The sequence below is a fragment of the Stenotrophomonas sp. PE591 genome (assembly GCF_018320795.1).
GTDB lineage: Bacteria > Pseudomonadota > Gammaproteobacteria > Xanthomonadales > Xanthomonadaceae > Stenotrophomonas > Stenotrophomonas maltophilia.
Genome location: NZ_JAAOKO010000003.1, coordinates 444,456 through 470,000, shown reverse-complemented (window position 1 = coordinate 470,000; position 25,545 = coordinate 444,456). Strand labels below are relative to the sequence as shown.

The following is a 25,545-nucleotide window of genomic DNA, read 5'->3' as shown; positions in this document are numbered from 1 at the left end:
GAAGTCTGCTGGAGGTATCGGAAGTGCGAATGCTGACATGAGTAACGATAATGCGGGTGAAAAACCCGCACGCCGAAAGCCCAAGGTTTCCTTGCGCAACGTTAATCGGCGCAGGGTGAGTCGGCCCCTAAGGCGAGGACGAAAGTCGTAGTCGATGGGAAGCAGGTTAATATTCCTGCACCTCGCGTAAGTGCGATGGAGGGACGGAGAAGGTTAGGTGTACCAGGCGTTGGTTGTCCTGGGGAAAGGCGGTAGGTTTGGATCTTTGGCAAATCCGGGATCCTCTAAGACCGAGCACCGAGACGAGCCTTTAAGGCGAAGTCACTGATACCACGCTTCCAGGAAAAGCTCCTAAGCTTCAGCTTACGCAGACCGTACCGTAAACCGACACAGGTGGGTAGGATGAGAATTCTCAGGCGCTTGAGAGAACTCGGGTGAAGGAACTAGGCAACATGGCACCGTAACTTCGGGAGAAGGTGCACCCTTTTTGGTGGCTCGTGCGAGCTATAGCTGAAGAGGGTCGCAGTAACCAGGCCGCTGCGACTGTTTATCAAAAACACAGCACTCTGCAAACACGAAAGTGGACGTATAGGGTGTGACGCCTGCCCGGTGCTGGAAGGTTAATTGATGGGGTCAGCCGCAAGGCGAAGCTCTTGATCGAAGCCCCAGTAAACGGCGGCCGTAACTATAACGGTCCTAAGGTAGCGAAATTCCTTGTCGGGTAAGTTCCGACCTGCACGAATGGCGTAACGACAGCGGCGCTGTCTCCACCCGAGACTCAGTGAAATTGAAATCGCTGTGAAGATGCAGCGTTCCCGTGGCAAGACGGAAAGACCCCGTGAACCTTTACTATAGCTTTACACTGAACGTTGAGTTCGTCTGTGTAGGATAGGTGGGAGGCTATGAAACNNTGGCGCTAGCTGNNGCGGAGCCATCCTTGAAATACCACCCTGTCGTGCTTGACGTTCTAACCTGGGCCCATTATCTGGGTCGGGGACCGTGTATGGTGGGTAGTTTGACTGGGGCGGTCTCCTCCTAAAGAGTAACGGAGGAGCTCGAAGGTACGCTCAGCGCGGTCGGACATCGCGCACTGTGTGCAAAGGCATAAGCGTGCTTGACTGCAAGATCGACGGATCAAGCAGGTAGGAAACTAGGACTTAGTGATCCGGTGGTTCTGTATGGAAGGGCCATCGCTCAACGGATAAAAGGTACTCCGGGGATAACAGGCTGATACCGCCCAAGAGTTCATATCGACGGCGGTGTTTGGCACCTCGATGTCGGCTCATCACATCCTGGGGCTGTAGTCGGTCCCAAGGGTATGGCTGTTCGCCATTTAAAGTGGTACGCGAGCTGGGTTCAGAACGTCGTGAGACAGTTCGGTCCCTATCTGCCATGGGCGTTGGAGATTTGAGAGGGGCTGCTCCTAGTACGAGAGGACCGGAGTGGACGAACCTCTGGTGTTCCGGTTGTCACGCCAGTGGCATTGCCGGGTAGCTATGTTCGGAAGCGATAACCGCTGAAAGCATCTAAGCGGGAAGCGCGCCTCAAGATGAGATCTCCCGGGGCACAAGCCCCCTGAAGGAACCATGTAGACTACGTGGTTGATAGGTCAGGTGTGTAAGTACAGCAATGTATTGAGCTAACTGATACTAATGATCCGTGCGGCTTGACCATATAACCTCAAGTTGCCTTGGCTTTACGACAACGTCGTAAGAGCATCCAAGTGCACGCTACGTCACAAGAACTACGAGAGGCAGGCGCCTTATCCAGCTGTATCGGATGGCGACGCTCCAACCGCCTCCCTGGTGAAATTAGCGCTGTGGAACCACCCGATCCCATCCCGAACTCGGAAGTGAAACGCAGCTGCGCCGATGGTAGTGTGGCTCAAGCCATGCGAGAGTAGGTCATCGCCAGGGTTTACACCCNTAACTGATACTAATGATCCGTGCGGCTTGACCATATAACCTCAAGTTGCCTTGGCTTTACGACAACGTCGTAAGAGCATCCAAGTGCACGCTACGTCACAAGAACTACGAGAGGCAGGCGCCTTATCCAGCTGTATCGGATGGCGACGCTCCAACCGCCTCCCTGGTGAAATTAGCGCTGTGGAACCACCCGATCCCATCCCGAACTCGGAAGTGAAACGCAGCTGCGCCGATGGTAGTGTGGCTCAAGCCATGCGAGAGTAGGTCATCGCCAGGGTTTACACCCAAAACCCCGCTGCTTGCGCAGCGGGGTTTTTCTTATTAAGTGAAGGCATTGCTTTTCTGGACGCCTTCCGCCCCAAGGGCAAGATCGCGAAGCTGGCGCTGCAAGCGCTGCTGCAACCGTCTCCCTGGTGAAATTAGCGCTGTGGAACCACCCGATCCCATCCCGAACTCGGAAGTGAAACGCAGCTGCGCCGATGGTAGTGTGGCTCAAGCCATGCGAGAGTAGGTCATCGCCAGGGTTTACACCCAAAACCCCGCTGCTCACGCAGCGGGGTTTTTCTTTGTGCGCAGTAAATGCGGGTCGTGCCGGCCGCTGGCCGGCAACCCGATGGCATTACATGGCCCGGTAGATCCACGCCATGCGTGGGGGTCCTCTGCGAAGAAGCATGGCGCCAACCAAGGTTGGCCGCTACCAATCGATTGCCGGCCAGCGGCCGGCACTACCGGCAGATCCACACCAACCGTGGATGAGCCGCCGACGGTACGCAAAAGAAAAGCGGCGCCCCGTGGGGCGCCGCTCTGCTCTCAACGATGTTCAGTCGATCAGCCCGGCTTTACTTTGCCGAAGCCTTGTCCTTCATCATCGCGTCGCGGGCCGCCTTGAACGGGTTGCCTGCGTACCAGTTCGGCCAGCGATCACCACCGGCCAGTTCCTTGCCGACGCCGTACATCAACTGCAGGTCCTCGACAGTCCCGTCCAGCTTCCAGGTGGACGCGTCGAACTCGTCCTTTGGACCGTGGTAGCGGTTGGCGCCGTAGTCCGCTGCGGCCTTGCGGCCTGCGTCCACGCCACCCTCGCGCAGATCCTCGCCACCATCGGCGTACAGGGCCGGCACGCCGGCCTTGGCGAAGTTGAAGTGATCCGAGCGGAAGTAGAAGCCGCTCTGCACCGAGGTCTCACCACGCAGCGTGCGGTCCTGGGCTGCAGCCAGCGGCTTGAGGATGTCCTCCAGTTCCGAGCTGCCGAAGCCGGTGACGGTCACGTCCTTGGCACGGCCGGCCACCGACATCGCGTCGATGTTGATCACACCGGCGATCTTGTCCAGCGGGAAGGTCGGGTGGGAGACGTAGTACTTCGAACCCAGCAGGCCGGACTCTTCCAGGGTCACCGCCAGGAACACCACCGAGCGCTCCGGTTTCGGATCCTGGTGGGCCATGGCTTCGGCCACCTCAAGGATGCCGGCCACGCCGGTCGCGTTGTCGACCGCACCGTTGTAGATGTTGTCGCCGGTTTCACCCTCGTGCTTGCCCAGGTGGTCCCAGTGCGCCATGTACAGCACGGCCTCGTCGGCACGCTTGCTGCCCGGCAGCACGCCCACCACGTTGCGCGACTGCTTCTGCGCGATCTGGCTCTTCAGGTCGACCGTGGCGGTGGCCTTCAGCGGCACCGGCTTGAAGCCGCGCTTGCTGGCGTCCTTGTAGGCCTGTGCCAGGTCCAGACCGGCACCGGCAAACAGCGCCTTGGCGGCGTCGGCGCTCAGCCAACCCTGCACCGGAATGCGGGCTTCCGGGTCATCCTTGGCCGGCAGGTCGTACTGCGGGCCGGCCCAGGAGTTCTTCACTACGTCCCAGCCATAGGAGGCACCGGCGGTGTCGTGCACGATCAGCGCCGCGGCGGCGCCCTTGCGCGCGGCCTCTTCGAACTTGTAGGTCCAGCGGCCGTAGTAGGTCATGCGCTTGCCGTCGAACAGCTTCGCGTCGTCAACATGGAAGCCCGGATCGTTGACGAACATCACGACCGTCTTGCCCTTCCAGTCCTGGCCGGCGTAGTCGTTCCACTTCTGCTCCGGCGCATCAACGCCGTAGCCGACGAACACCAGGTCGCTGGCATCGACTTTCACCTCTGCCTGGCCGGTACGGGTGCCGACCACCATGTCGGTACCGAACTTCAGCTCGGTGGTCTTGCCACCCTGGGTGATCTTCAGCACGGTCGATGCGTCGGCCGTGGTCTCGGTCATCGGTACATCCTGGAACCAGCTGTCGCCGTTGCCGGGCTGCAGGCCGATGCGCTGCATCTGGTCGCGGATGTAGTTGACCGTCAGTTCCTCGCCCTTGCTGCCCGGCGCGCGGCCTTCGAATTCATCCGAAGCCAGTGTCTTGACCATCTCGGCGAAGTCGCCGGCGTTGATCTCGGGGGAGAACTGATGAGACGCCGGCTTCGCGGCAGCGGTGTCGGTGGCCGACGCCGGTGCGGTGGGCGGCGTGTCTTCGCCTTTGCAGGCACTGAGCGCGGCCGCGGCGGCCAGGCACAGGAGGAGTTTGCGGGGCATCGTCGATTCCTGGAAAACAAAGGGCGGCCGCGCGTCGTGCACGGCCGGTATCAGCGAGTATCACCGAACCAAGCGGTCCGGTGCGCTCAGTCCGCCGGGGCGGTTTCGGTGTCGAACGGGATCGGTTCGGCGCCGGTGACCGGGCCGATGCGCGCAGTGCGATGCACGTAAAGCACCACCTCGCGTTCGAACTGCAGGGGGCCGTTGACCACGGCATTCGGGCCGACGATCACGCGCGGCTTGCGGCTGGCGGTGAGCGAGACGCTGAAGTTCGGCTTGCGCACGTGCACACCGCCGTTGACCTGGGAACCGATGCCGACGGTGATATCGCCGTTGACGGTCTCCACGTCCTTGCCGACGCGGCTTTCGACCAGGCCGATGCCACCGTTCACGGTTTCGACGCCGCCTTCGATCTGGCTGCCGCGATCGGTGAAGATGCTGCCGTTGACGGTGCTGACGCTGCCGTGTGCAATCACCTCGCGGCCCAGGCGTACGCCGCCGTTGACCGTTTCAATCTTGCCGGTACGTGCACGGTCGGCCACCTTGACCCCGCCGTTGACGGTGTCGATGCTGCCGGTCTCGACGCCTTCACCAACCCGGATACCGCCGTTGACGGTATCCAGCTTGCCGTAGCGCTGGCCAGGCTCGGCGCTGATGCTGCCGTTGACCTTGCTGATGTTGTCCTGGGCACCGGCGGGGCCGGCAACGAGCAGGACGCCCAACAACAGCGGAATGGAAAGAGTTTTCATGGGACCTCGATGGATGTGCGGCTGGCAGGCCGCGTGCGGAGATGTCACCATTCCCCGGTACCCCCTGCAACTGCCTGAAGTCACTGGAAAGCCCTTGCGCGACAACGCCTTCCCATCACGCCGACATCACATCGCCGCCATCCGCGGCGGGCGCTGCCTGCTGTTGGGGCTGGCCATCGCCTTGGCGCTGCCGTTGCCGGGCGCCGCTCAGACCACCCGCGAGACCGAGCGCAAGCTGCAGAAGCTGCGTAGCGAGTTGAAGGGCGTGGCGCAGGAGCGCAGGCAGATCGAGGGCCAGCGGGGCCAGGCCTCGCAGCAGCTGCGTGAGGCGGACGAGAAGGTGGCCCGCACCGGCCGTGCGCTTGCGCAGACTGAAACCGCGCTGCGCGAGCAGGGAAGGGCCCTGGCCGAGGCCGAACAACGCCGCAGCACGCTGCAGGCCAACCTCGCCCAGCAGCATCGCGAGCTGGCCGGCCTGCTGCGTGCGGCCTACCAGCTGGGCAACCATGCACCTCTGAAGCTGCTGCTGTCGCAGGACACGGTGGCCGATGCCAATCGTGCCCTGGCCTACCACCGCTACCTGCAACGCGAGCGGGCACAGCGCATCACCACGCTGACAGCCGACCTGAAAGAGCTGGAAGTGCTGCAGGCGCAGATCGCCGAGCGCAAGCAGAAGCTGCAGGGTGCGCAGCAGGACCAGAAGCAGCAGGCTGCGGCGCTGGAAGCCGACCGTCGCGATCGCGCCAGGACTGTCGCCTCGCTGGATGAGCGCTTCAAGGACCAGCGCGAGAAGGAACAGGCGCTGGGCCAGGACGCCAAGGCACTGGAAACGCTGCTGGCCAACCTGCGTGCCGCTGCGGCACGGGCCGAAGCCGAGCGCCGCGCCGCGGCGCGGCGAGCGGCCGCTGAAAAGGTCGCCGCCGAGCGTGCCGCGCGCCAGGCCGCCGCGCAGGGCCGCCCGCCACCGCCGCCCACCAAGGTCCCGCCTGCCGTGGCCTCTGCGCCGGCGCCGAAGGTGGGTGGCCTGGGCTGGCCGTTGTCGGGCAACCTGTTGGCCCGCTACGGCGGAAAGCTGCCCGACGGCCGCACCAGCAGTGGTGTGTTGATCGGCGCGCCCGCCGGCAGCACCGTCACTGCCGTGGCCGACGGCACCGTGGTGTTCTCCGATTGGATGACCGGCTACGGCATGATCCTGATCGTCGATCACGGCAACGGCTATATGAGCCTGTACGCGCACAACGACACCCTGCTGAAGGATGCGGGTGCCCGTGTCAGCCGCGGCGATGCGGTGGCGAAGGTCGGCAATTCCGGTGGCCAGGGCGTGACCGCGCTGTACTTCGAACTGCGCCGGGGCGGGCAGCCGGTCAACCCGGACAGCTGGCTGCAGCGGCGCTGAATCCGGCGCTGTCGCGTGGCGGACGGATTCAACTGGAATTTAGCTGTGCTTCGCGCATAATCGACGCATGTGCCTTGGGCACGATGCCAACGTCGACAGGAGTGATCCATGCGCGCAGCCCGTACCGCCACCCTCTTGCTGGCCCTGTTGCCGGCGCTGTCCTGGGCGCAGCAGACCGCGCCCGCCCCGAGCAAGGAAACCAGCGGGCAGGCAGCGAACAGCGAGGAGGCGGTGACCTCGAAGGTGCCGCTGGAGGACATCCGCCGCTTCGTGGCGGTGTACAACGCGGTGCGCGCGGCCTATGTCGACCCGGTCGATGACAAGAAGCTGATGCAGTCGGCGGTGCGCGGCCTGCTGCTCGACCTCGACCCGCACAGCACGTACTTCAACAAGGAAGACGCGCAGGCCTTCGACGAGCAGGCCAACGGCGCCTACGAGGGCATCGGCGTGGAGTTGCAGCAGCAGCCCGACAACGCCAGCATGAAGGTCATCTCGCCGATCGACGACACGCCGGCGGCCAAGGCCGGCATCCTCGCCGGTGACCTGATCATCGCCATCGACGGCAAGCCGATCAGCGCCATTGATGCGAGCGAACCGTTGCGTGGCCCGGCCGGCAGCAAGGTGGTGCTGACCATCGTGCGCGCGGGCAAGCCGAAGCCGTTCGACGTCAGCCTCACCCGGCAGACCATCCGCGTGACCAGCGTGCGCAGCCGCCTGCTGGAGCCGGGCTACGGCTACATCCGCCTGAGCACCTTCCAGGCCGACACCGGGTCGGACTTCCAGAAGCACCTGCAGCAGTTGCAGAAGCAGTCCGGCGGCCAGCTCAAGGGCCTGGTGCTGGATCTGCGCAGCAACCCGGGTGGGCTGCTGACTGCCGCGGTGCAGGTGGCCGACGACCTGCTCGACAAGGGCAACATCGTCAGCACCCGCGGCCGCATCAGCATCAGCGATGCCCGGTTCGATGCGACGCCGGGCGACCTGCTGAAGGGCGCACCGGTGGTGGTGCTGGTCGATGCCGGTTCGGCCAGCGCCTCGGAAGTGCTGGCTGGGGCGCTGCGCGACAACAAGCGCGCGCGCGTGGTCGGCAGCCGCACCTTCGGCAAAGGCTCGGTGCAGACCGTGTTGCCGCTGGACAACGGTGACTCGGTGAAGCTGACCACCGCGCGTTATTACACGCCCAGCGGCAAGTCGATCCAGGCCACTGGCATCGTGCCGGAGGTCGAACTGAAGCCTGCGGCGCGCCCGGAAGACGAGGCACTGCCGGCCAGCCTGAGCGATTACAGCGAAGCGACCCTGCCGGGCCATCTGCGTGGCGACGACGAAGGCACCGAGGGCTACCACGCCGGTGCGGTGCTGCCGGGCGATGGCCCGATCAACGACGCGCTGGCCGAGCTGAAGAACCCGGGTTCGGTGGCTGCACGCTTGAAGGCCGAAGCGGCGAAGGCGGATGCGGCCAAGGCCGCGAAGGCCGCTGCGGCGAAGCCGGAAGCGAAGGTCGAACCTAAGCCGGAAGCACAGCCGGAAGCAAAGCCCGCACCGGCCCCAGCGAAGCCGTGAGGTAGCGCCGGGCCATACCCGGCGTCGGCTCAAGGGCGGAAGAAGAAACCAAATGCCGGCCAGCGGCCGGCACTACCTGGGCCTCAGAAGCCGTGGCGCTTGCGCAGGCGGCGGGCGATCGCCGCGCGCACGTAGACCCCGTACACCAGGCCGAACACGAAGCCGCCGATGTGGGCCCACCAGGCCACCATGCCGAAGCTCGGGCCGATATGGGCGAACACCACCTGCAGCGCTGCCCACACGCCGATCAGCAGGTAGGCCGGGGCACGCACGAATTCCAGGAACAGGCCAAGCGGGATCACCACGCCCAGCCGCGCCCCCGGGAACAGGGCCAGGTAGGCACCGATCAGTGCCGAGACCGCGCCACTGGCACCGATGATGATCTGGTCCGGGCTGCCCATGGTGTAGATGGCCACCAGATTCGATACCGCGCCGCCGACCAGGAACAGCAGCAGCAGGCGCCAGGGCCCCAGCACCCGCTCGGCGGGCAGGCCGAAGATCAGCAGGAACACCAGGTTGCCCAGCAGATGCGACCAGTCCGCGTGCAGGAACAGGGCGGTGAACAGGCGCAGCACGCTGCCGTCCTGCAGCGTCGCCCACCAGTCGAGCGGGTGGGTCAGGCCCGTGGACAGGGCGCCCCAGTCCAGCCAGAGGCTGCCGCGGGCATCGTCCGGACGCGAGATCGACCATAGGAACGCCAGCCACAGTGCCGCAAACAGCACGGGCGTGGCCCAGCGCAGGGCCGCCTTCTTGCGGGACGGGAGGGAGACGAACATGGCACTAGCCTAGCGTGCGGGCGCTTGCGACGGGGATTGTCCTGTTCAGCTTTTGAGACGAAAAAACCGCCTGCGTCGTTATTGTTTCATTAACGGCTCTGGGTAATACTCGCATACGGCGTCGTATGTCGGGAGGGGAATCCGGCGCGCTTCGACGGGCCTCTGGGCCTGCCGGGCGCAGGCGCACTCAGAGCACCATCACCGCTTACCGGAGAGAGAGAACTACGATGCAAACCGCTTCCACCATTGCCCGACTGACCCTGCTGGCCGTCGGCGTTGCCGGTGCGCTGGCCGCCGCCGATGCCAATGCTGCCGCCTTCCAGCTGAAGGAAAACAGCGCCAAGGGCCTGGGCCGCGCGTTCGCCGGCTCCGGCAGCGCCGAAGGCGACGCCTCCATCATCGCCGTCAACCCGGCCGGCATGCACCAGCTTGATGGCACCCTGATTCAGGGTGACCTGAGCGCCATCAGCTTCAAGGCCGAGTTCAAAGGCCAAGGCCGTAAGCCGACCGGCGCCGCGCAGACCGGCGGTGACGGCGGCGACGCTGGAATGATCGCCCCGGTTCCGGCCGCATACTTCCATATGCCAGTCGGCGAGAAGGCGCACTTCGGTGTGTCGCTGACTGCTCCGTTTGGTTTCAAGACCCAGTACGACAATGGTTGGGTGGGTCGCTACAGCGGCCTGAAGACCGATTTGAAGGCGATCGACCTCGGCTTCGCCGCATCCTATGACGTCAACCCGTACGTTTCCTTCGGTGCGTCGGTGTTCGTCGAGCACCTGACTATCGAGCTGAGCAACAACATCGATTTCGGTACTGCGCTGGCCCAGGCCCGCGTGCCGGGTTACGCCCCGGGCAGCGCCGACGGCAAGCTGACCGTTGAAGGCGACAACAATGCAGTGGGCTGGACGGTCGGTGGTCTGTTCTCGATCGATGAGAATACCCACATCGGCCTGAGCTACCGCTCCAAGGTTACGCACAAGATCACCGGTGGCGATGCCACCTTCCTGATGCCGAACGACAATGGCCGCACCGCGACCATCCTGGGACAGACTCAGCCGGGCCAGTTCGTCAGCACCAGCGGGAAGGCAACCGTAAAGCTGCCGGCGTCGGCAACCCTCAGTGTGACCCACAAGGTCAACGACCGCTGGACTGTGATGGGTGACGTCACCCGCACCGCTTGGTCGACCGCATTCGACGCTGTCACCATCGACTACGCTTCGGCCCAGAAGGACTCTGTGCTGGACTTCGGCTATCGCGATACCACCTTCGTGTCGCTGGGTGCGGACTACAAGCTGAGCGATACCGTCACCCTGCGCGGTGGTGTCGCGCTGGACCAGACCCCGACTACCGACGCTCATCGCGATGTGCGCGTGCCAGATACCAGCCGCAAGTGGCTGTCGCTGGGCGTGGGCTGGACCCCGTCGGCTAACACCGAATACAACTTCGGCTACACCCACCTGTTCACCAGCGACCCGAACGTGAACATCAAGCCGACTACCAACAACCAGGGCAACTCGCTGGCTGGCAAGTACAAGGTTCGTGGCGACGTGCTGGCAGCTTCGTTCCAGTACAAGTTCTGATCCAGGCGATTGCCTGAAGCAAGACACGGAAGGCCCCGCGTAAGCGGGGCCTTCTTTTTGCAGTGCGGCCCAGGGCATCCACGTCGGGCGTGGCTACGCCCGGTTGTGTACGCAGGGGGCGAATCCATGACAATAGCGTCATGAACCTGTCCGACCCGAACTTCCAGCTGGAGCTGGCTGCCAACATCGCCGTCGCCGGCTCGATCCTGCTGGCCGGCCGCAACAACGTGCACACCTGGTGGCTGGGCATCGTCGGCTGCGCATTGTTTGCTGCGGTGTTCGAACGATCGCACCTGTATGCGGACATGGTGCTGCAGTTCTTCTTCATCGCCATCAGCGTGCTGGGCTGGTGGCAGTGGCTGCGTGGTGACCATGGCGCGCCGTTGCCGATCACTTCATTGCGGCCGCACGCCTGGGCCTGGCTGGCGCCGCTGGCAGTGGTGGCCACCTTCGGCTACGGCTGGGTGCTGACCCGCCTGACCAATGCCTACGCGCCGTACATCGATTCGGCGGTGCTGGTATTGAGCGTGATCGCGCAGATCCTGATGATGCGCCGCAAGCTGGAATCGTGGTGGGTGTGGCTGCTGGTGAACACCGTGGCGGTGCCGCTGTACTACAGCCGTGGCCTGCACCTGACCTCGATCCTCTACATCGGTTTCTGGATAAACGCGCTGGTCGCCCTGCGCCATTGGCGTCATCTGATGCGGACCGAGGCCAAGGCAGCCGATGCCGCCGCCTGAGCGCGTTGCGCGGGGGGTGGTGGTGGGCAAGTTCTGCCCGCTGCACCTCGGCCACGAACGCCTGATCGAGTTCGCCGCCACGCGCTGCCGGCAGCTGCTGGTGATTGGCTGGTCGCAGCCGGGTTTCCCAGGCTACAGCGCCGAGCGTCGCGAGCGCTGGCTGCGAGCGCGCTTCCCGCAGGCGACGGTGGCGGTGCTTGATGACGCGCGCCTGGCGGCATTGTGCACGCAGCATGGTTTGCCCGTGCGCACGCTGCCGCAGGACAGCGACAACGAGCACGTGCAGCGCGAGTTCACCGCCTGGCTGTGCCTGAGCCTGTTCGGCGGGCCGGTGCAGGCGGTCTACACCGGCGAGGACTACGGCGACGGCTTCGCGCAGGCGCTGGCCACGCACTTCGGCGCGCCGGTACGCCATGAGCGGCTCGAACGCGCACTGGACGTCGGGCAGGCGTGTGGCACCCAGCTGCGCGCCGATCCGCATGCGCACCGTCATGGCCTCGCACCGCAGGTCTATGCCGGCTATGTGCAGCGCGTGGCGTTCATTGGTGGCGAGTCCAGCGGAAAGACCACGCTGGCGCGCGTGATGGCCGAGCGACTGCAGACCGCCTGGGTGCCGGAGTATGGCCGCACGCTATGGGAGCAGCAGGGCGGAGAGCTGACGCCAGATGATCTGCTTCGCATCGCAATGGCACAGCCGCAGCACGAAGACGAGACCGCACGGCATGCGCATCGCTGGCTGTTCTGCGATACCACGCCGCTGGTGACGCTGGGCTACAGCGGCTGGATGTCTGGTACGGCGCCGGAGGCACTGCGGCAGGCTGCATTGCGACCGTATGACCTGCTGTTCCTGTGTGCGCCGGATATCCCGTTCGACCAGGACGGCACGCGGGTGGGCGAAGCCTTCCGGGCGCAGCAGCATGCGTGGTACGTGCGCGAGCTGGAGGCGCGGGGAGTCGACTACGTGCTGCTGGAAGGCGATCTGGAGACGCGCATCGCGCGCGTGCAGAGCGAGCTGGCGAAGCGGGCGGACAATCGGTTCAGTGTGGCCCAGCCTCTGTAGAGCGAGCCCACGCTCGGCTGTGCGAGGCAAACCGAGCGTGGGCCCGGCTCTACAGGAAGCAGGGCACAAAAAACCCCGCTTTCGCGGGGTTTTTCGTTCACTGCATCAACCGGGCGATCAGTCGCCCAGGGTCAGCAGCGAGGCGTTGCCGCCGGCGGCGGTGGTATTCACCGTCACCGTCTTTTCGGTGGCGAAGCGCAGCAGGTAGTGCGGGCCGCCGGCCTTCGGGCCGGTGCCGGACAGGCCCTGGCCGCCGAACGGCTGCACGCCGACCACCGCACCGATCTGGTTGCGGTTGACGTAGACGTTGCCGACATGGACGCCGTTGCTGATGCGGTCGACGGTCTCGTCGATGCGCGAATGCACGCCCAGGGTCAGGCCGTAGCCGGTGGCGTTGATCTGGTCGATCACCGCGTCGAGCTGGTCGCCCTTCCAGCGGATCACGTGCAGCACCGGGCCGAACACTTCCTTCTGCAGCTGGCCCAGGTCCTTCAGTTCGTACGCGCGCGGTGCGAAGAAGGTGCCGTTGGCGGCCTCGGCCGACAGCTCGGCGGCGGCGATCAGGCGCGCTTCGCGGTCCATGCGCTCAGCGTGGTCCTGCAGGATCTTCAGCGCATCTGCGTCGATCACCGGGCCGACGTCGGTGGACAGCAGGCCGGGGTTGCCGACCTTCAGTTCCTTCATCGCACCGGCCAGCATGGTCATCACCTTGTCGGCGATGTCGTCCTGCACGAACAGCACGCGCGCGGCCGAGCAGCGCTGGCCGGCGGAGGTGAAGGCCGAACCGATCGCGTCCTTGACCAGCTGTTCCGGCAGCGCCGACGAATCGGCGATGAAGGCGTTCTGGCCGCCGGTCTCGGCAATCAGCACACCGATGGCGGCGTCACGCGCCGCCATCGCGCGGTTGATCGCACGGGCGGTGTCGGTGGAGCCGGTGAAGGCCACGCCGGCCACGCGCGGGTCGGCGGTCAGCGCGGCACCGACGGTAGCACCGTCGCCCGGCAGGAACTGCACCACCTCGGCCGGCACGCCGGCGTCGTGCAGCAGCTTCACCGCGTAGTAGCCGATCAGGTTGGTCTGTTCGGCCGGCTTGGCGATGACGCTGTTGCCGGCGGCCAGTGCCGCAGCCACCTGGCCCAGGAAGATCGCCAGCGGGAAGTTCCACGGGCTGATGCAGACGAACACGCCGCGGCCGTGCAACTGCAGCTCGTTGGACTCACCAGTCGGGCTCGGCAGCTTCTCGGCGTGGCTGAACTGCTCGCGCGCCTGCTTGGCGTAGTAGCGCAGGAAGTCCACCGCTTCGCGCACTTCGGCGATGCTGTCGGGCAGGCTCTTGCCGGCTTCCTTCACGCACAGCGCCATGAATTCCGGCATGCGTGCTTCCAGCTGGTCGGCGGCGTGCTCGAGGATGGCGGCGCGGCTGGCGGCCGGGGTGCGGTTCCAGGCCGGCTGCGCGGCTACGGCATTCGCCAGGGCCTTCTGCACGGTGGCGGCGTCTGCGGCCAGCCACTGGCCAACCACTTCGCGGGTGTCGGCCGGGTTGGTCACCGGCAGCGTGGTGCCGGCCGGGTTGGCACCCGGCACCAGCGGCGCGGCCTGCCAGGGCTTCACAGCCGCGTTGATCTGCTCGGCCAGGGCGCGCAGTTCGTTGTCGTTGGCGAGGTTGGCGCCCATGGAGTTCTTCCTGTCGTGGTTCTGGCTGCGCAGCAGGTCAACCGGCAGCGGGATCTTGGGATGCGGAATCGAAGCGAACGAGGCGACCATCTCGACCGGATCGCGGATCAGGTCGGCGATCGGCACGCGCTCGTCGGTGATGCGGTTGACGAAACTGGAGTTGGCGCCGTTTTCCAGCAGGCGACGCACCAGGTACGGCAGCAGGTCTTCATGCGAACCGACCGGTGCATACACGCGGCAGGGCAGGCCCAGGCGGTCAGCCGGCACCACCTCGGCGTACAGGTCGTCACCCATGCCGTGCAGCTTCTGGTGCTCGTACACGCCGCCGTTGGCGATGCTGCGCACGGCCGCGATGGTATGCGCGTTGTGCGTGGCGAACATCGGGTAGATCGCGTCGGCATGGGTGAACAGCCGCTTGGCGCAGGCCAGGTAGGACACGTCGGTGTTCTGCTTGCGGGTGAACACCGGGTAGCCCGGGTAGCCTTCGATCTGCGCGCGCTTGATCTCGGCGTCCCAGTACGCGCCCTTGACCAGGCGCACCTGCAGGCGGCGACCGGCGCGGCGCGCCATGTCGGCCAGGTGGTCGATCGTGTACGGGGTGCGCTTCTGGTAGGCCTGCACGACCACGCCGAAGCCATCCCAGCCGGACAGCGACGCGTCGGAGAACACCTGCTCGATGATGTCCAGCGACAGTTCCAGGCGGTCGGACTCTTCGGCGTCGACGGTGCAGCCGATGCCGTAGCTCTTGGCCAGCTGTGCCAGTTCCAGCACGCCCGGTACCAGGTCCTTCAGCACGCGCTCGCGCTTGGCGTGCTCGTAGCGCGGGTACAGCGCCGACAGCTTGATCGAGATGCCCGGGGCATTGTTGACGTCGCCATCCGGACGGCCGCCGCGTGCCTTGTGATCGCCGCCGATGGCGTGGATCGCACGACGGTAGTCTTCCAGGTAGCGCAGCGCGTCCTTCATGGTCAGCGCACCTTCGCCGAGCATGTCGAAGGAGTATCGGTAGCTGGCGTTGTCGCCCTTGTGCGAGCGCGCGAGCGCTTCGCTGATGGTGCGGCCCATGACGAACTGGTGGCCCATGATCTTCATCGCCTGGCGCACGGCCAGGCGCACCACCGGCTCACCGACGCGGCCGACCAGGCGCTTGAACGCGCTGGGCGCATCGGCGCGGGTGGCGTCGTTCATCTGCACCAGCTTGCCGGTCAGCATCAGGCCCCAGGTGGAGGCATTGACCAGCACCGAGTCGCTGCCGCCCAGGTGCTTTTCCCAGTCGGCATCGGCCAGCTTGTCGCGGATCAGCTTGTCGGCGGTGTCCTGGTCCGGAATACGCAGCAGTGCCTCGGCCACGCACATCAGCAGCACGCCTTCCTCGCTGCCCAGGTCGTACTGGCGCATGAAGGCTTCGATCGCGCCCTGGTCCTTGGCACGCACGCGCACGCGGCCGACCAGGTCGGCGGCCAGCGCCTGCACCTTGGCCTGTTCTTCGGCGGGCAGGCGGGCCTGCGCCAGCAGCTCGCGCACGTGGGTGGCCTCGTCCTTCAACCAGGCGTCGGTGATGGCCTGGCGGAACGGGTTGGGGGGCGCCGGCAGTTCCGGCGACAGCAACGCGCCGGGACGCGGGGCGTCGTGGGCTGCAGGGGAGGAGGAAGGTGCGTTCATGCCGGTCCGGCCAGTGGAAAACTTGGCGATTTTAATCATTTTTGCGGGTTGCGGAAGTGCCCAGCAGCCACCTTCGTGAAGCGCTGATAGCCAATAGCTGCGGTGGATTCAGCGTGTTCAGCAAGTGCAGAGGAGTTTATGCCGAATTCGTCATTCGTACCGCCGACCTCATGCTGTGTTGCAGCATCGGAAAATGTGTGAATGCACCCTTGCTACCGGCGAGAGGGCGGGGCTACCATCGAGGCGTTTCCCGCGGCAGGAACGCGGTTGCGACATGATCGAGGTGCTTCCAGCTCCGGATGGGTCAGGTACGCAGCTGCGGCTGCGTCCCCCACGGGCGCTCGATGCCCGGCAGTTCGTCCTGTTGTTCACCGTGTTGTCGGGTGCGATGTGGCTGGTGTCCGCCCTCGGGTGGTTGGCCGGCAATGCATTCGCCCCCCTGTTCGCGCTGCTGTACAGCCTGGTGCTGGCGGCGGCGCTGCGTGCCTTGTGGCGCAGTGGTGAACGGCAGGAGGAGATCCGGGTAGTGCCGGCGTACGTGGAGGTCATCCCCGTACCCGGTGGATCGCCGGTGTTCCGGGCCCACCCCCACTGGGTGCGCCTGCTCACCGACGATGAGAGGGTCCGGCTGGCATCCAGCGGCCGGCAGGTGGAGGTGGGGAGTTTCCTCGCGCCGGCCGAACGTCAGACGCTCGCAGAGACACTTGAAAGCTTGCTCGCCGCCAGCGATGGCGGCAACCGACGACGCTAAGGGTCTAGGCAATGAAGCAAAGCAGCAGGTGGGGCACGAAGTGCGTTGCAACGGTCGCCGCCATGGTGGCCGGGGGATTGATTCCGGCGTTGGCCTGGGCCCAGGCGGCCGATCCGAAGCCGTGGCAGCTGAACATGGGCAAGGGGGTGACCCAGACCTCGCGCCTGGCCTGGGAATCGAACAACCTGTCGTTGATCATCTGCACGGTGATCGGCGTCATCGTGTTCGGGGCGATGGCCTACGCCATCTTCAAGTTCCGCAAATCCAAGGGCGCGGTCGCGGCCACCTTCAGCCACAACACCAAGGCCGAGATCATCTGGACAGTGATCCCGGTGATCATCCTGATCGTGATGGCATGGCCGGCCACGGCCAACCTGATCAAGATGTACGACACCCGCGATGCCGAGATGACGGTGAAGGTCACCGGCTACCAGTGGATGTGGAAGTACGAATATCTGGGCGAGAACGTCACCTTCACCAGCCGCCTGGACCGCGAGTCCGACCGGGTGCGGCAGAGCGGCATCGTGCCGACCCGCGAAAGCCATCCGCACTACCTGCTGGATGTCGACAACCGCCTGGTGCTGCCGGTCGATACCAAGGTGCGTTTCGTCATCACCTCCGACGACGTGATCCACGCCTGGTGGGTACCGGCGCTGGGCTGGAAGCAGGACGCCATCCCCGGCTTCATCAACGAAGCCTGGACCAGCATCGAGCAGCCCGGTGTCTACCGCGGCCAGTGCGCCGAGCTGTGCGGCAAGGACCACGGCTTCATGCCGATCGTGGTCGAGGCGGTGTCCAAGGAGGACTTCAGGAAGTGGCTGGCGCAGCGCAAGCCGGCGCCGCCCGCCGAGCCCGCCACGCCTGCGGCACCTGCCGAACCGACTGCACCGACGGGCGAGGCACCGGCTGCGCCTGCTGCTGCAGAAGCCGGCAGCGCGCCTGCCACCGCGGCCAGCGGAGCGTGATGTAAAGCCCGCAGCCGTTCGCGGCCGCGGTGACAACCGATTCTGAGAGGTGTTTTGCAATGGCGCACTCGGCAGTTGGGCACGACGATCACCATCACCACCAGAGCTTCTTCGAACGTTGGTTCTTCTCGACCAACCACAAGGACATCGGCACGCTGTACCTCGGTTTCAGCTTCATCATGTTCATCATCGGTGCGGCGATGAGCGTGGTGATCCGCGCCGAGCTGGCACAGCCGGGCCTGCAGTTCGTCAAGCCCGAATTCTTCAACCAGATGACCACCGTGCATGCGCTGGTGATGATCTTCGGTGGCGTGATGCCGGCCTTCGTGGGCCTGGCCAACTGGATGATTCCGCTGCAGATCGGCGCGCCGGACATGGCGCTGCCGCGCATGAACAACTGGTCGTTCTGGCTGTTGCCGGTGGCCTTCAGCCTGCTGCTGCTGACCCTGTTCCTGCCCGGTGGTGCGCCGGCCGGTGGCTGGACGCTGTACCCGCCGCTGTCGCTGCAGGGCGGCTACAACGTGGCCTTCAGCGTGTTCGCCATCCACGTGGCCGGCATCAGCTCGATCATGGGTGCGATCAACATCATCGCCACCGTGCTCAACATGCGCGCGCCGGGCATCGACCTGCTGAAAATGCCGATCTTCTGCTGGGCCTGGCTGATCACCGCCTTCCTGCTGATCGCGGTGATGCCGGTGCTGGCCGGTGCGGTGACCATGCTGCTGACCGACAAGTTCTTCGGCACCAGCTTCTTCAACGCCGCCGGTGGCGGTGACCCGGTGATGTACCAGCACATCTTCTGGTTCTTCGGCCATCCCGAGGTCTACATCATGATCCTGCCCGCCTTCGGCGTGGTCAGCGAGATCATCCCGACCTTCAGCCGCAAGCCGCTGTTCGGCTACCAGGCGATGGTGTACGCCACCGCCGCGATCGCGTTCCTGTCGTTCATCGTCTGGGCCCACCATATGTTCACCGTGGGCATGCCGCTGGGCGGCGAGATCTACTTCATGTTCGCCACCATGCTGATCTCGATCCCGACCGGGGTGAAGGTGTTCAACTGGGTCAGCACCATGTGGCGGGGCTCGCTGACGTTCGAGGCACCGATGCTGTGGTCGGTGGCCTTCGTCATCCTGTTCACCATCGGTGGCTTCTCCGGCCTGATGCTGGCGATCGTGGCCGCCGACTTCCAGTACCACGACACCTACTTCGTGGTTGCCCACTTCCACTATGTGCTGGTGACCGGCGCGGTGTTCGCGCTGATCGCGGCGGTGTACTACTGGTGGCCGAAGTGGACCGGGCGGATGTACAGCGAGAAGTGGGCCAAGGTGCACTTCTGGTGGTCGATCGTGTTCGTGAACCTGCTGTTCTTCCCGCAGCACTTCCTCGGCCTGGCCGGCATGCCGCGCCGCATTCCCGATTACAGCGTGGCCTTCGCCGACTGGAACCTGATCAGCTCGATCGGCGCGTTCGGCATGTTCGTCACCCCGTTCATGATGGCGGCGATCCTGCTGTCCTCGCTGCGCAATGGCGAGAAGGCCGAGGCCCGTTCCTGGGAGGGTGCACGCGGCCTGGAGTGGACGCTGCCGTCGCCGGCACCGGCGCACACCTTCACCACGCCGCCGACCATCCGCCCGGGAGATCTGGCGCATGACGACATCACGCATTGAGGTGGGACATGCATAACGAGAGCCCGCTGCCGATCGGTAGAGTCGACTGTCAGTCGACTCGCGAAGTGCAGCCGACTAACAGTCGGCTCTACAACAACGAAAAGCAGCCGACCAGCGGTCGGCTCTACCAGGGCGGAAGCATCGAACAGCAACGGCAGCGCGCCAGGCGCACGGCGATGTGGGTCGGCGCCATCGCCGTGCTGGTCTACGTCGGCTTCATCCTCAGCGGGGTGATCGGCCGATGAGCGAGGCGCCAGCCAGCACACCGTCACGCAGTGCGGGGCTGCCGCGCCTGATCGGTGTGGCGGTGGCGGTGTTCCTGCTCACGTTCTCGCTGGTGCCGCTGTACCGCATCGCCTGCGAGAAGGTGTTCGGTGTGCGCCTGGAACGCGGCCCCGGCAGCGAGGCCAGCACCGGCGCCGCCACCGGCAAGCGCACCGTGCGCGTGGAGTTCGATGGCGGCGTCAATTCGCGCCTGCCGTGGTCGTTCCATCCCGAACAGCTGACCATGGACGTGGTGCCCGGCGAACTCAACGAGGCGCTGTACTTCGCCCGCAACGACAGCCAGCAGGCGGTGGTCGGCAGTGCGGTGCCTTCGGTGGCGCCGGCGCGTGCCTCGGGCTTCTTCAGCAAGACCGAATGTTTCTGTTTCACCGCGCAGACGCTGCAGGCTGGCGAGAAGCGCGACATGCCGGTGCGTTTCATCGTCGATCCGGACCTGCCGCCGGAGATCAAGACGATCACCTTGTCCTACACCTTCTATCGCAACGACGCGCTGTCCGATCGGCTGGCCCCGGCCGCCACCTCGGAAGGCGCGCACGCCGCACCCTGACCCGGATACCGACATGGCCCAGACACCGACCGACGCCAACGTGTACTTCGTCCCGGCCCAGAGCAAATGGCCGTTCGTGGGTTCCATCGCGATGATGGTGACCATGGTGGGCGTGGCCAGCTGGCTCAACGATGCCAGCTGGGGACGCTGGACCTTCTACATCGGCATCGCGATGCTGGTGCTGACGTTGTTCTGGTGGTTCAGCGACGTGGTGCGCGAGTCGCAGGCGGGCAACTACAACCACCAGGTCGATGGCTCGTTCCGGATGGGGATGATCTGGTTCATCTTCTCCGAAGTGATGTTCTTCGGCGCCTTCTTCGGCGCGCTGTTCTACACCCGCAACCTGGGCCTGTCGTGGCTGAGCGGCGAAGGCCGCGGGGTGATGACCAACGAGCTGCTCTGGCAGGGCTATTCGGCAGGTTGGCCGACTAACGGGCCGGCGGCGATCGGTGGCGCGTTCCAGACCATCCCGGCCTGGGGCCTGCCGCTGATCAATACGCTGATCCTGCTCACCTCCGGCGTGACCCTGACCATCGCCCACCACGCGCTGAAGGCCGGCAACCGTCGCCAGCTGCTGATCTGGCTGGGCCTGACCGTGGTGCTTGGCCTGGGCTTCCTGACCCTGCAGGCGGAGGAGTACATCCACGCCTACAAGGAACTGAACCTGACGCTCGGCTCGGGCATCTACGGTTCAACGTTCTTCATGCTGACCGGCTTCCACGGCGCGCACGTGCTGCTGGGCACGATCATGCTGATCGTGATGTGGCTGCGTTCGGCCAAGGGACACTTCACCCGCGACAACCATTTCGGTTTTGAAGCGGCCGCGTGGTACTGGCACTTCGTCGACGTGGTGTGGCTGATGCTCTTCATGTTCGTCTACGTACTTTGACCGCGCACGCATCGGTGGCTTCAGCCGCCGATGCCGTGCGGTTTGATCCAGCCCATGTAGATGCTCACGATCACCAGCAGGATCAACGCAACCGACACCGCGATGCGGCGCGTCAGTGCGTTGACCGTGCGCTTGGTCTGGCCGCGGTCGACCAGCAGGTAATACAGGCCGGCGCCCAGATTCCAGACGATGACGATCAGAAACGCGATTACCAGCAGGGTCTTCAGCGAATCACTCATGCGCGGCTCGAGGGCAGGGTGGATGCGCCTATCTGACCGCGTTTGCGCGGACTTGTCATGATGCGCCAGCACACGCGCGTGATCGGATGGCTGCTGGCGGTGCTGGCAATGGTCGGTTTCACCGCATTGGGGCTGTGGCAGCTGCAGCGCATGCATGCCAAGCAGGCAATGTTGGATGCACAAGGTCCAGCCGCAGCGCAGGCACTGCCACTGGCGCAGGCCCTGGCTGCACCTGGCGCCTTGCACGGCGTGGCCGACCACGGTCGCTTCCTGCCCGGCGTGGTGCTGCTGGACAACCAGACCCGGGACGGCCGCGCGGGCGTGAAGATCTATCGCCCGTTCCGCAGTGACGGGGGCAGCGTGCTGCTGGTCGATCTGGGCTGGCGCGCGCTGCCGCCCGATCGCACCCTGCCGGAGCTGCCGGCACCGCCTTCGCCGGTGGCGGTGCGTGGCCTGCTGGCGCCGCCGCCGTCGGCGGGGCTGGCCCTGGGCCCGGCGTTCTCCGCTACCGATGAGGCCGGGCGTTGGCTGGCCAGCCGCTTGCCCGCCGAGGGCCTGGCGGCGGCGCTTGGCCTGCCGGCATTGCCCGATCGCGTCCTGCGACTGGACCCGGCGCTGCCCTTCGGCGACGAACGCGACCTGGACCTGCTACCGAACACGCTGCCGCCGCAGCGCCACCTGGGCTACGCCGTGCAGTGGTTCGGCCTGGCCCTGACCGTGCTGGTGGTCGCGCTGGTACTGGAGTGGCGCAGGCGACGTGCTGCCCGGTAGTGCCGGCCGCTGGCCGGCAACCCCCGCATTCCTGGATGCCTGCCGGCGGCCGGCACTACCGCGGCGTCACACCCGCATCCCTCACCCAACCATGAGAAAATGCCCCGCATGAACACTGCTACGTCCCCGCAGGCGCGCGGCTCCGGCCGCCGGACCCTGGTGCTGCTGTTTGCCGTGTTCTTCGGGGCGATGGCGCTGGCCGCCGTGCTGCGCTTCACCGGCTGGCAACCGACCGGGCACCGCAATGCCGGCCAGCTGCTGAAGCCGCCGGTGGACCTGCGCCAGCAGGCGCCGACCCTGGCCAACGGCCAGCCGTACCCGTGGAACCCCGAAGCCCGCACCTGGCGCCTGCTGGTGGCGCCGGCCGGTGCCTGCGACGCCCAGTGCGTCACTTTGTCGCAGGGACTGGGCAAGGTGTGGCAGCTGTTCGGCCATAACGCCGATAATGTCGAAATCCTGTGGCTGGGAACGCCACCGGCGTCGATCGCCTCGCTGCCCGCGCTGCGGCCGCTGGCTCCGTCGCCAGCACTGCGCGCGGCCCTGCCCGGCGTCGACGATCCGGCTGGCCTGCCGGTCTACGTGATCGATCCGAACGGCTTCGTGATCATGCGTCATGCCCCGGGCACCGACCTCGGTGGCCTGCGCAAGGACATGGCCACGTTGCTGAAACTGAAGTGAGTCCCGTTTGATGAGCCTTTCCGCGCGTCCGGCGCTGCACCGCAATTTCCACCGCCTGGCGTGGTTCGCCATGATCATGACCGCGAGCACGATCATGTTCGGCGCCTTCGTGCGCCTGTCCGATGCCGGCCTGAGCTGCCCGGACTGGCCGACCTGCTATGGCCAGGCCACCTGGCCGCAGCACGTGGAAGAGACCATCGGCCACCCGGCGGCGGAGATCCGCCCGCTGGAGACCCACAAGGCCTGGCGTGAACAGGTGCACCGCTTCCTGGCCGGCGCACTGGGCATCGAGATCCTGACCCTGGCGCTGCTGGCCACGCGCAAGCGGCGATTCGGAAGCACGGCGGTGGTGACCGCCTGCGTGCTGGTGGCCGCCGGCATACCGCTGTACATGATGGGCTGGCATGGCACCGCCAGTACCCTGGCTCTGATCGGCGAGGCGATCCTGCTGATCGCCGCGCTGCGCTGGAGCAACATCGACCTGGCGCGCGCTGCACTGCTGACCCTGGCCGTGGTGATCTTCCAGGCCCTGCTGGGCATGTGGACGGTGACCCTGCTGCTCAAGCCCATCGTGGTGATGGGGCACCTGCTGGGCGGCATGCTGATGTTCGCGCTGCTGGTCTGGATGGCCTGGCGCGCCACGCACATGCCGATCACCCTGGCCGAAGCACCGAAGCTGAAGTGGGTGCTGCGCATCGGCGTGGCGGTGCTGGTCACCCAGATCGCACTGGGCGGCTGGGTCAGTGCCAACTACGCGGCGCTGGCCTGCGGCGGCGGCAGCGCCTCGCTGGACAACTTCCCGCGCTGTGCCAACCAGTGGTGGCCGCAGCACAACTTCGTCGAAGGCTTCACCCTGTGGCGCGGCATCGGCGTGGATTACGAAGGCGGCGTGCTGGATGGCGCCTCGCGTATCGCCATCCAGATGGCGCACCGGCTGTTCGCGGTGGTGGTGGCCGTCTACCTGCTGTGGCTGGGCGTGCGCCTGTTCCGCTTGCCGAGCATGCGTGGCTGGGCCAGCGCGCTGATCGCGCTGCTGCTGCTGCAGGTCACCCTCGGCATCCTCAACGTGAAGCTGGCGCTGCCGCTGGAAGTGGCGGTGGCCCACAACGGCGTGGCCGTTGCCCTGTTGTTCGTGCTGGTCAGCCTGCTGGCCCGCCTGCGCGCCCCGGACTGACTCCATGTTTTCCAATTACCGCCAGTACTGGGACCTGACCAAGCCCAAGGTCGTTGCCCTGATCGTCTTCACCGCCCTGGTCGGCATGGTCCTGGCCATTCCGGGCGTGCCGAGCTGGGAGCAGGTGCGCGCCGGCGTGCTCGGTTTCCTCGGCATCTGGCTGGCTGCTTCGGCTGCCGCCGCCATCAACCAGTTGCTGGATGCGCACATCGATGCGCAGATGGCGCGCACCTCGTGGCGTCCGCTGGTGGTGGGCAAGGTCAAGCCGTGGCAGGTGCTGGTGTTCGCCGGCGTGCTGATCGTGCTGTCGATGACCATCCTGGTGCTGTGGGTGAACCTGATCACCGCCGTGCTGACCTTCGCCTCGCTGATCGGCTACGCGGTGATCTACACCGTGTACCTCAAGCGTGCGACCTCGCAGAACATCGTCATCGGTGGCCTGGCCGGCGCGATGCCGCCGATGCTGGGCTGGGCCGCGGTGACCGGCATGCAGGGTTCGTCGGACTGGGCGTACTCGTCGCTGCTGGTGCTGATCATCTTCATCTGGACCCCGCCGCACTTCTGGGCGCTGGCGATCTTCCGCCGCGAGGACTACGCCAAGGCGGAGATCCCGATGCTACCGGTGACCCACGGCGTGGTGCATACCCGCAAGCAGATCATGGTGTATTCGGTGGTGCTGGCGCTGGTCTGCCTGCTGCCGTACCTGGTGGGCATGAGCGGTGCGTTCTACCTGGGCGGCGCGATCGTGCTCAACGCGGTGTTCCTCTGGTATGCCTGGCGCATGCTCAACCCGCCGGACGAATTGTTCTCGATGAAGATGTTCTATTACTCCATCGTGTACCTGATGGCGCTTTTCGCCTTCCTGCTGGTGGACCACTGGATCCTGCCCTGGTTGTGAGGGGCTGCCCTTTGTAGAGTCGAGCCACGCTCGACTCAGGCCCGGTCTGATGGCGGGAGCATCCACGCACGGCGTGGATCTACTTGAACCGCGGTTGCTGCGTCGCCATTGCTGTTCCTGACCGCATAGGAAAGGAAGGCGCAGGGATGCATTCGATCTTCCGTTGGACCACCGCGCTGCTGCTGGCGCTGGGTGTGGCCCTCACCGCGCATGCCGATGACACCGCCGCGCAGATCCGCCAGCATGCCGGTGAGCACCGCCTGCTGGTACTGGGCGAATTCCACGGCACCCGCGAGACCCCGTTGCTGGTACGCCAGCTGGTGGACGACTACAGCCGCAACGGCCCGGTCCTGCTGGCGCTGGAACTGCCACGCGCCGAGAACCCTGTGCTGCGCGACTATCTGGAATCCGATGGCGGGGCCACGGCGCGCCGGCACCTGCGCGGCCGCGCGTTCTGGACCGTACGCGATGACCAGCATGATGGTCGCCGCAGCCGCGACATGCTGGCGATGATCGAAGGCCTGCGTGTGCTGAAGGCGCAGGGGCGCGTGATCGAAGTGGTTGGCTATGACGTCAATGCCAGCAGTGGCGGCAACCAGGCGCGCGATGACTTCATGGCAGCCGAATTGCGACGGCTCTATCGAGGGTTGCCAGACAATGCACGCATGCTGGTGCTGACGGGCAATGTCCACGCCATGCTGCGGCGGCCGGAAGGTATGCCGCCGGAAATGCAGAGGCGGCCGATGGCCTCCCAGCTGCGGGACCTGGATATCTACAGCGTGCGGTTGGGTGCGCTGCGTGGCCAGGCGTGGGCGTGCGCGGACCGTTGCATGGCGCGGCCACTTCCAGAGCAGGTGGCCCCGCGGCTGCGGGGCGATACCCATGCGGAACGGGCGTACGACCTGTGGGTGTGGATGCCGGAGCTGAGCGTCGGCACGCTCGTGGATCCGTAGCGTCAGGCAACCCATCCACGCATGGCGTGGATCTACTGGTGGTTCACGCCATCC

The 25,545-nt window shown here is 65.6% G+C and carries 21 protein-coding genes and 4 rRNA genes (1 of these 25 cut by a window edge); 20 read left to right on the top strand and 5 right to left on the bottom strand.

Going from position 1 to position 25,545, the window contains the following annotated elements; genetic code table 11:
- From JLDANKMP_RS11905 to rrf (JLDANKMP_RS11890), 4 genes are all read left to right on the top strand, one after another.
- Positions 1 to 1,674 (top strand): 23S ribosomal RNA (locus JLDANKMP_RS11905) (it extends 1,204 nt beyond the left edge of the window).
- Between the two features lie 127 nt (positions 1,675 to 1,801).
- Positions 1,802 to 1,916, top strand: a 5S ribosomal RNA gene (rrf, locus tag JLDANKMP_RS11900).
- Positions 1,917 to 2,087: 171 nt separating this feature from the next.
- A 5S ribosomal RNA gene (rrf, locus tag JLDANKMP_RS11895) occupies positions 2,088 to 2,202 on the top strand.
- Between the two features lie 132 nt (positions 2,203 to 2,334).
- A 5S ribosomal RNA gene (rrf, locus tag JLDANKMP_RS11890) occupies positions 2,335 to 2,449 on the top strand.
- Between the two features lie 315 nt (positions 2,450 to 2,764).
- Here rrf (JLDANKMP_RS11890) and JLDANKMP_RS11885 read toward each other — a convergent pair.
- Positions 2,765 to 4,480: a M28 family metallopeptidase gene (locus tag JLDANKMP_RS11885; RefSeq protein ID WP_212561181.1), complete on the bottom strand. Its 1,716-nt coding sequence runs from the start codon at positions 4,478 to 4,480 to the stop codon at positions 2,765 to 2,767.
- Positions 4,481 to 4,566: 86 nt separating this feature from the next.
- Positions 4,567 to 5,229 carry a hypothetical protein gene (locus tag JLDANKMP_RS11880; protein WP_005407780.1) on the bottom strand — a complete coding sequence of 221 codons (663 nt, stop codon included), beginning with the start codon at positions 5,227 to 5,229 and terminating at the stop codon, positions 4,567 to 4,569.
- 94 nt (positions 5,230 to 5,323) lie between these two features.
- Between JLDANKMP_RS11880 and JLDANKMP_RS11875 the strand changes: the two genes are divergently transcribed.
- Together JLDANKMP_RS11875 and JLDANKMP_RS11870 are read left to right on the top strand one after the other, a co-directional pair.
- A complete protein-coding gene (locus JLDANKMP_RS11875) occupies positions 5,324 to 6,625 on the top strand; it encodes a peptidoglycan DD-metalloendopeptidase family protein (protein WP_212561180.1) in 1,302 nt (433 codons plus the stop codon).
- A gap of 108 nt (positions 6,626 to 6,733) precedes the next feature.
- Positions 6,734 to 8,182 carry a S41 family peptidase gene (locus JLDANKMP_RS11870; RefSeq protein WP_005407782.1) on the top strand — a complete coding sequence of 483 codons (1,449 nt, stop codon included), beginning with the start codon at positions 6,734 to 6,736 and terminating at the stop codon, positions 8,180 to 8,182.
- A gap of 83 nt (positions 8,183 to 8,265) precedes the next feature.
- Here the strand turns inward: JLDANKMP_RS11870 and JLDANKMP_RS11865 are convergent, their stop codons facing one another.
- Entirely contained in the window at positions 8,266 to 8,958 is a 693-nt protein-coding gene (locus tag JLDANKMP_RS11865) for a rhomboid family intramembrane serine protease (protein ID WP_005407784.1), read from the bottom strand.
- A gap of 227 nt (positions 8,959 to 9,185) precedes the next feature.
- Between JLDANKMP_RS11865 and JLDANKMP_RS11860 the strand changes: the two genes are divergently transcribed.
- The 3 genes from JLDANKMP_RS11860 (at position 9,186) to JLDANKMP_RS11850 (ending at position 12,338) form a co-directional block, all read left to right on the top strand.
- Positions 9,186 to 10,538, top strand: a complete 1,353-nt coding sequence (locus JLDANKMP_RS11860; RefSeq protein ID WP_212561179.1) for an outer membrane protein transport protein — start codon at positions 9,186 to 9,188, stop codon at positions 10,536 to 10,538.
- A 140-nt stretch (positions 10,539 to 10,678) separates the two neighbouring features.
- Positions 10,679 to 11,278 carry a nicotinamide riboside transporter PnuC gene (gene pnuC / locus JLDANKMP_RS11855; protein ID WP_212561178.1) on the top strand — a complete coding sequence of 200 codons (600 nt, stop codon included), beginning with the start codon at positions 10,679 to 10,681 and terminating at the stop codon, positions 11,276 to 11,278.
- Positions 11,265 to 12,338, top strand: coding sequence for an AAA family ATPase (locus JLDANKMP_RS11850; RefSeq protein ID WP_212561177.1), 1,074 nt, complete (start codon positions 11,265 to 11,267; stop codon positions 12,336 to 12,338). Before pnuC ends, JLDANKMP_RS11850 begins: the two co-directional genes overlap by 14 nt.
- Positions 12,339 to 12,455: 117 nt before the next feature.
- On the opposite strand, the gene putA is transcribed toward JLDANKMP_RS11850, so the two are convergent.
- The gene (gene putA / locus JLDANKMP_RS11845) at positions 12,456 to 15,674 is read right to left on the bottom strand and encodes a bifunctional proline dehydrogenase/L-glutamate gamma-semialdehyde dehydrogenase PutA (RefSeq protein WP_212561176.1); all 3,219 of its coding nucleotides are present in this window, start codon (positions 15,672 to 15,674) and stop codon (positions 12,456 to 12,458) included.
- Between the two features lie 274 nt (positions 15,675 to 15,948).
- Between putA and JLDANKMP_RS11840 the strand changes: the two genes are divergently transcribed.
- From JLDANKMP_RS11840 to JLDANKMP_RS11815, 6 genes are read left to right on the top strand one after another with little or no spacing between them, the layout of a single operon-like run.
- Entirely contained in the window at positions 15,949 to 16,425 is a 477-nt protein-coding gene (locus JLDANKMP_RS11840) for a DUF2244 domain-containing protein (RefSeq protein ID WP_004153894.1), read from the top strand.
- 11 nt (positions 16,426 to 16,436) lie between these two features.
- A complete protein-coding gene (gene coxB, locus JLDANKMP_RS11835; protein WP_212561175.1) occupies positions 16,437 to 17,390 on the top strand; it encodes a cytochrome c oxidase subunit II in 954 nt (317 codons plus the stop codon).
- 59 nt (positions 17,391 to 17,449) lie between these two features.
- Positions 17,450 to 19,057, top strand: a complete 1,608-nt coding sequence (gene ctaD / locus JLDANKMP_RS11830) for a cytochrome c oxidase subunit I (RefSeq protein WP_005407790.1) — start codon at positions 17,450 to 17,452, stop codon at positions 19,055 to 19,057.
- 8 nt (positions 19,058 to 19,065) lie between these two features.
- On the top strand, positions 19,066 to 19,302 hold the full coding sequence (locus JLDANKMP_RS11825; protein WP_212561174.1) for a hypothetical protein: 237 nt from the start codon (positions 19,066 to 19,068) through the stop codon (positions 19,300 to 19,302).
- Positions 19,299 to 19,889 (top strand): cytochrome c oxidase assembly protein, encoded by a 591-nt coding sequence (locus tag JLDANKMP_RS11820; RefSeq protein WP_005407792.1) that lies wholly within the window; start codon positions 19,299 to 19,301, stop codon positions 19,887 to 19,889. Before JLDANKMP_RS11825 ends, JLDANKMP_RS11820 begins: the two co-directional genes overlap by 4 nt.
- Positions 19,890 to 19,902: 13 nt before the next feature.
- Positions 19,903 to 20,778 (top strand): cytochrome c oxidase subunit 3, encoded by an 876-nt coding sequence (locus JLDANKMP_RS11815; RefSeq protein WP_005412024.1) that lies wholly within the window; start codon positions 19,903 to 19,905, stop codon positions 20,776 to 20,778.
- A 20-nt stretch (positions 20,779 to 20,798) separates the two neighbouring features.
- On the opposite strand, the gene JLDANKMP_RS11810 is transcribed toward JLDANKMP_RS11815, so the two are convergent.
- Positions 20,799 to 21,017: a twin transmembrane helix small protein gene (locus JLDANKMP_RS11810; RefSeq protein ID WP_005412025.1), complete on the bottom strand. Its 219-nt coding sequence runs from the start codon at positions 21,015 to 21,017 to the stop codon at positions 20,799 to 20,801.
- A 57-nt stretch (positions 21,018 to 21,074) separates the two neighbouring features.
- On the opposite strand from JLDANKMP_RS11810, the gene JLDANKMP_RS11805 reads away from it, so the two are divergent.
- The 5 genes from JLDANKMP_RS11805 to JLDANKMP_RS11785 all read left to right on the top strand — a co-directional run bounded on the left by JLDANKMP_RS11805 (position 21,075) and on the right by JLDANKMP_RS11785 (position 25,491).
- Positions 21,075 to 21,788 carry an SURF1 family protein gene (locus JLDANKMP_RS11805; RefSeq protein ID WP_212561173.1) on the top strand — a complete coding sequence of 238 codons (714 nt, stop codon included), beginning with the start codon at positions 21,075 to 21,077 and terminating at the stop codon, positions 21,786 to 21,788.
- Positions 21,789 to 21,896: 108 nt separating this feature from the next.
- Positions 21,897 to 22,466: a hypothetical protein gene (locus tag JLDANKMP_RS11800; protein WP_212561172.1), complete on the top strand. Its 570-nt coding sequence runs from the start codon at positions 21,897 to 21,899 to the stop codon at positions 22,464 to 22,466.
- 10 nt (positions 22,467 to 22,476) lie between these two features.
- Positions 22,477 to 23,640, top strand: a complete 1,164-nt coding sequence (locus tag JLDANKMP_RS11795; RefSeq protein ID WP_150359408.1) for a COX15/CtaA family protein — start codon at positions 22,477 to 22,479, stop codon at positions 23,638 to 23,640.
- A 4-nt stretch (positions 23,641 to 23,644) separates the two neighbouring features.
- Positions 23,645 to 24,538, top strand: coding sequence for a heme o synthase (cyoE, locus tag JLDANKMP_RS11790; protein WP_005407798.1), 894 nt, complete (start codon positions 23,645 to 23,647; stop codon positions 24,536 to 24,538).
- Positions 24,539 to 24,684: 146 nt separating this feature from the next.
- Positions 24,685 to 25,491: a hypothetical protein gene (locus JLDANKMP_RS11785; RefSeq protein WP_005407799.1), complete on the top strand. Its 807-nt coding sequence runs from the start codon at positions 24,685 to 24,687 to the stop codon at positions 25,489 to 25,491.
- Positions 25,492 to 25,545: the final 54 nt, after the last annotated feature.

Coding starts and splice junctions, on each gene's coding strand:
- JLDANKMP_RS11820 (WP_005407792.1), top strand. CDS start 19,299: ATGAGCGAGGCGCCAGCCAGCACACCGTCACGCAGTGCGGGGCTGCCG.
- coxB (WP_212561175.1), top strand. CDS start 16,437: ATGAAGCAAAGCAGCAGGTGGGGCACGAAGTGCGTTGCAACGGTCGCC.
- JLDANKMP_RS11800 (WP_212561172.1), top strand. CDS start 21,897: ATGAACACTGCTACGTCCCCGCAGGCGCGCGGCTCCGGCCGCCGGACC.
- cyoE (WP_005407798.1), top strand. CDS start 23,645: ATGTTTTCCAATTACCGCCAGTACTGGGACCTGACCAAGCCCAAGGTC.
- JLDANKMP_RS11865 (WP_005407784.1), bottom strand. CDS start 8,958: ATGTTCGTCTCCCTCCCGTCCCGCAAGAAGGCGGCCCTGCGCTGGGCC.
- JLDANKMP_RS11785 (WP_005407799.1), top strand. CDS start 24,685: ATGCATTCGATCTTCCGTTGGACCACCGCGCTGCTGCTGGCGCTGGGT.
- JLDANKMP_RS11850 (WP_212561177.1), top strand. CDS start 11,265: ATGCCGCCGCCTGAGCGCGTTGCGCGGGGGGTGGTGGTGGGCAAGTTC.
- JLDANKMP_RS11805 (WP_212561173.1), top strand. CDS start 21,075: ATGATGCGCCAGCACACGCGCGTGATCGGATGGCTGCTGGCGGTGCTG.
- JLDANKMP_RS11795 (WP_150359408.1), top strand. CDS start 22,477: ATGAGCCTTTCCGCGCGTCCGGCGCTGCACCGCAATTTCCACCGCCTG.
- JLDANKMP_RS11860 (WP_212561179.1), top strand. CDS start 9,186: ATGCAAACCGCTTCCACCATTGCCCGACTGACCCTGCTGGCCGTCGGC.
- JLDANKMP_RS11810 (WP_005412025.1), bottom strand. CDS start 21,017: ATGAGTGATTCGCTGAAGACCCTGCTGGTAATCGCGTTTCTGATCGTC.
- JLDANKMP_RS11840 (WP_004153894.1), top strand. CDS start 15,949: ATGATCGAGGTGCTTCCAGCTCCGGATGGGTCAGGTACGCAGCTGCGG.
- JLDANKMP_RS11880 (WP_005407780.1), bottom strand. CDS start 5,229: ATGAAAACTCTTTCCATTCCGCTGTTGTTGGGCGTCCTGCTCGTTGCC.
- JLDANKMP_RS11885 (WP_212561181.1), bottom strand. CDS start 4,480: ATGCCCCGCAAACTCCTCCTGTGCCTGGCCGCCGCGGCCGCGCTCAGT.
- ctaD (WP_005407790.1), top strand. CDS start 17,450: ATGGCGCACTCGGCAGTTGGGCACGACGATCACCATCACCACCAGAGC.
- putA (WP_212561176.1), bottom strand. CDS start 15,674: ATGAACGCACCTTCCTCCTCCCCTGCAGCCCACGACGCCCCGCGTCCC.
- JLDANKMP_RS11815 (WP_005412024.1), top strand. CDS start 19,903: ATGGCCCAGACACCGACCGACGCCAACGTGTACTTCGTCCCGGCCCAG.
- JLDANKMP_RS11870 (WP_005407782.1), top strand. CDS start 6,734: ATGCGCGCAGCCCGTACCGCCACCCTCTTGCTGGCCCTGTTGCCGGCG.
- JLDANKMP_RS11825 (WP_212561174.1), top strand. CDS start 19,066: ATGCATAACGAGAGCCCGCTGCCGATCGGTAGAGTCGACTGTCAGTCG.
- pnuC (WP_212561178.1), top strand. CDS start 10,679: ATGAACCTGTCCGACCCGAACTTCCAGCTGGAGCTGGCTGCCAACATC.